The organism is Streptomyces bambusae (assembly GCF_019400985.1).
Lineage (GTDB): Bacteria > Actinomycetota > Actinomycetes > Streptomycetales > Streptomycetaceae > Streptomyces > Streptomyces bambusae_A.
In genome coordinates this window covers 1-4,620 of the sequence record NZ_WTFF01000451.1, presented here as the reverse complement: position 1 = coordinate 4,620, position 4,620 = coordinate 1, and the positions used below count along the sequence as shown (strand labels likewise).

The 4,620-nt window shown below is 74.1% G+C and carries 1 protein-coding gene and 2 pseudogenes; 2 read left to right on the top strand and 1 reads right to left on the bottom strand.

What is annotated here, in order from left to right; all coding sequences use genetic code 11:
- A pseudogene (locus GPJ59_RS33740) lies at positions 1-1,803 on the top strand (hypothetical protein); the annotation flags it as partial.
- Positions 1,804-1,922: 119 nt separating this feature from the next.
- Here GPJ59_RS33740 and GPJ59_RS38985 read toward each other — a convergent pair.
- Positions 1,923-2,399, bottom strand: a pseudogene (locus GPJ59_RS38985) (hypothetical protein); the annotation flags it as partial.
- Between the two features lie 222 nt (positions 2,400-2,621).
- On the opposite strand from GPJ59_RS38985, the gene GPJ59_RS33730 reads away from it, so the two are divergent.
- Positions 2,622-4,620, top strand: a 1,999-nt coding sequence (locus GPJ59_RS33730; protein ID WP_219671747.1) for a sensor histidine kinase, incomplete at its 3' end; no start/stop codon positions are given.

The window sequence follows — 4,620 nt, the reverse complement described above, 5'->3', positions numbered from 1 at the left end:
TGCCTGGACCGCGCCCGGGCCGCCGACGAGGACCGCCGGGCCGCCCAGCGCGCCGCCGACGACGCCCACCGCACCGCCCGTGCGCTGCGCGCCGAACGCGCCGAGATCGCCGGCGCCCCCGACCAGCTCCCCGAGGAGGAGGACCTGCGCATCCCGCTCCCGGACCTCCGCGAGGCCTACCGCGCCGCCTCCCAGCTGTACGAGAAGGTCGGCGTCGGCGCCGACCTGCGCGCCGAGCAGGCCCGCGCCGAGAGCGACGAGAGCGCCGCCCTCGCCGAGCTCGACCGGCTCACCAACAAGGTCCGCACGCGCGCCGCCCAGCTCCTGGAGAGCACCGACGGCGCCGACGGCCCCTCCCGCCAGGCGGCGGCGGCCCGCGCCGAGTCCCTCGTGCAGATGCTGGAGTCCCGGGCCTCGGCGGCCAGCGAGCAGCTCGGCCGGCTCCGCGGCGAGGCGGAACGCCTCGCCCCGGCCGAGGCCGAGGCCCACACCGACCTCCCCGAGGAGCTCGTCCCGGCCGACGTCGACCAGGCCCAGGGCCTGCTGCGTACCGCCACCGCCCAGCTCGCCGCGCACACCGCGGCCGTGGAGAGCGCCCGCGCCGCCCACGCCGACCTGTTGCGCGCGCACCGCGCGGCCGAGGACGGCGCCTCCGGCTTCGACGAGACCGCGTCCCTGCTGCGGGACCTGCTGCGCGACCACAGCCCCCACCAGGAGGACGACGAGCAGGACACGGGCGCCTACCCCGGCACCCTGGAGGAGGCCCGGCAGTCCGCCGCCGAGACCCGGCGCTCGCTGCGGGGCTGCGCGGGCGAGCTGTCCGCCGCCGAGTCGGCCGTACGCGAGGCCTCCGACGTGCTGGTCCGGCACGCGAACGCGACCCGCTACGAGCAGGTACGCACCCCCGCCCGCCAGCAGATCCGCGAACTGCCCGCCTCCGCGCTGCCCGAGCACGCCGCGGCCTGGGCGGCGGCCTTCGCCCCGCGCCTGCGGGTGCTGACCGACGAGCTCGCCCAGCTGGAGCGCAACCGCGACAGCATCGTGGACCGGCTGCGCGGACTGGTCGAGTCCGCGCTGGCCACCCTGCGCTCCGCGCAGAGGCTCTCGCAGCTGCCGGAGGGCCTGGGGGAGTGGTCGGGCCAGGAGTTCCTGCGCATCCGCTTCGAGGAGCCCGACCAGGCCACCCTCACCGAGCGGCTGGGCGAGGTCATCGACGAGGCGACCCGGTCGGCCGTGAAGAAGAACGCCGCCTTCGGCGAGGGCCGCCGCGACGGCATGTCCCTGCTGCTGCGCGGCGTCCAGGCGGCGCTCCAGCCGAAGGGCATCGCGGTGGAGATCCTCAAGCCGGACGCCGTGCTGCGGGCCGAGCGGGTGCCGGTCGGCCAGATGGGCGACGTCTTCTCGGGCGGCCAGCTGCTGACCGCCGCCATCGCCCTGTACTGCACCATGGCCGCGCTGCGCAGCAACGACCGGGGCCGCGACCGGCACCGGCACGCGGGCACGCTGTTCCTGGACAATCCCATCGGCCGCGCCAACGCCACGTACCTGCTGGAGCTCCAGCGGGCCGTCTCGGACGCCCTGGGCGTCCAGCTGCTGTACACGACGGGCCTGTTCGACACCACCGCGCTGGCGGAGTTCCCCCTGGTCATCCGGCTGCGCAACGACGCGGACCTGAGGGCGGGCCTGAAGTACATCAGCGTGGAGGAGCACCTGCGGCCCGGTCTGCCCCAGCAGGCGGCGGAGGGGGAGACGATCCACGGCGAGATCACGGCGACCCGGATGTTCCGCCGCACCCCGGCCTGACCCCGCACCCCGGCCTGACCCCGGGCCCGGGCCGGCCGGGCCCTGCCATGCGCCGGCCGGGTCCTGCCATGGGACGGCCCGCCGCCGTCCGCCGCGCCCCGGCGTCAGGCGCGGCCGGGCCGGGCCGTGCTGCTCGGCTCGGACACCACCCCGTAGCGCTGGATCCACATCTGCCGGGTGATCCACACGTCCAGCACCCCCCAGGTCGCCACCACGATCCCGGCGAGCGCGCCGAGCACCATCGGGAACGCCAGCCACGACCCGGTCAGGGCCAGGAAGAAGGCCACGCTCGCCTCGGTCAGCGTGACCGCCACGATGATCACCGCGCGGACCGCCGCCGTCCGTACCGGGTCCGGGAGCCGCCGGCGCCGGGCCGGCTCCTCCACCCACAACGACCGCTGCCCACCGGGCCCTTCCACGCCGAACCCGTCGTACCCGCTGCTCATCTCCGCCCACTCCCCACCCCGCGCGGCCCGCGCCGCCGCTGTGAACGCAAGGACGCTCGAACCCGCTTCGAGATTCCCTCCACGAGGAAGACGTCCGCGAGGGGCCGACCGTCCCCGTTCGTGCCGGAACGAAGAATTCCAGCCATCCATTCCCCTACGCGAACTGACACCGCACCAAGTGTCATGTGCCACATATCGGGCTGCTGGTGGCCGGAAGTATCGGACAACTGGTGATCTTCACCCGGGGGCCCGGCTGAAAACGTCCGGACAGGCCTTCGAGTGAACTCGGCGTCAGTAGTAGGCTCACGCCGTTTAATTGACGGAACACCAACCCCCAGCAGCGGGGTGGAGCTGGGGGAGGCTGGGGAGGCCATGCGCTTTCGCGGGAAGTCCATCCGCCGGAAGATCGTGGCGCTGCTCCTCGTGCCGCTCGTCTCCCTGACCGCGCTCTGGGGTTTCGCCACCGTCATCACCGGCCGCCAGGCCATCAGACTCCTCGACGTCGCCTACGTCATCGAGAAGGTGGGCTACCCCGTCGAGGACGTCGTACGCGTCGTCCAGAAGGAACGCCGCCAGACCCTCGTGGTCCTCGGCGACCCGCGCGCCTCGGCCGCCACCGCCGAACTCACCAAGCGCCGCGCCGAGACCGACGAGATCGTCCGGGGCCTGGCAGCGAACGCCAAGGACCCCGAGGTCGTCGAGGAGCTCGACCCGGACGCCCTGCGCCGCCTGCGCTCCATCCTCGACGCCTTCCACGGCATCGACGCACTGCGGTCCTCCGTCGACCAGACCCGCCTCGACCCCGGCCAGGCCCTGGAGCTGTACAACCGGCTCGTCGACCCCTGCTACGACTTCCTGCAGAACCTCCACGCGCTGGAGGACGTCCAGATGGACAAGGAGGGCCGGGCGCTCGTCGGCATCACCCGCGCCCGCGAGGCCCTCGCGCGCGAGGACGCGGTCATCGCCTCCGCCCTGGCCGCCCGCAACGTCAGCGGCACCGACCTGCGGCGGGTCTCCGACCTCGCCGCCAACCGGCAGCTGCTGTACCAGGTCAACCTCGGCATCCTCCCGGCCGACGACCGCGAGACCTTCGAGCAGTACTGGTCGGGTCCGCAGACCAAGCCGCTGCGCGACGCCGAGGAGAAGATCATCTCGGCCGGGCCCGGCAAGAACCCGCGCCTGACCTCCGCCCAGTGGGACGAGGCCTCGGCCCACGTCCTCGACGACCTCGCCCGGATGGGCACCGCCGCGGGCGACCGCTACCAGGAGCGGGTCGAGCCCGTCGCCATGGACGTCCTGCTCAAGGCCGCCGTCGCCGGCATCCTCGGCTTCTTCGCCCTCGCGATCTCCCTGGTGCTCTCCGTCCGCATCGGCCGCGACCTGATCCGCGACCTGTCCCGGCTGCGCAAGGAGGCCCACGAGGCCTCCGGCGTCCGGCTGCCGAGCGTCATGCGCCGGCTGGCCGCCGGCGAACAGGTGGACGTCGAGACCGAGGCGCCGAACCTGGAGTACGAGAAGGACGAGGTCGGCCAGGTCGGCCTGGCCCTCAACACCCTCCAGCGGGCCGCCGTCGAGGCTGCGGTCAAGCAGGCCGAACTGCGCCGCGGCGTCTCCGAGGTGTTCGTCAACCTCGCCCGCCGCAACCAGGTCCTGCTGCACCGCCAGCTGACCCTGCTCGACACCATGGAGCGGCGCACCGAGGACACCGAGGAGCTCGCCGACCTCTTCCGCCTCGACCACATGACCACCCGCATGCGCCGGCACGCCGAGGGCCTGGTGATCCTCTCCGGCGCCGCGCCCTCCCGCCAGTGGCGCAAGCCGGTCCAGCTGATGGACGTCGTACGGGCGGCCGTCGCCGAGGTCGAGGACTACGAGCGCATCGAGGTACGCCGGCTGCCCCGGCTCGGCATCGCCGGCCCGGCCGTCGCCGACATCACCCACCTCATCGCCGAACTCCTGGAGAACGCCACGGTGTTCTCGCCCCCGCACACCGCGGTGCAGGTGCACGGCGAGCGCGTCGCCAACGGCTTCACCCTGGAGATCCACGACCGCGGCCTCGGCATGACCCCGGAGGCCCTGCTCGACGCGAACCTGCGGATCTCCGACTCGCCGGAGTTCGCGCTCTCCGACACCGACCGGCTGGGCCTGTTCGTGGTCAGCCGCCTCGCCCAGCGCCACAGCGTCAAGGTCTCCCTCCAGCCCAGCCCGTACGGCGGCACCACCGCGGTGGTGCTGCTGCCCGCGGCCCTGCTCACCGAGGCCCCCGACACCCAGGGCAGCGGCTTCCGGCTCGACGCCCCGGACCGCTCCCGGCGGCCCGCCCCGGCCGCGGTCGAGGGCCGCCCGGCCGGCCGCTCCGGCCGCCTGCGCG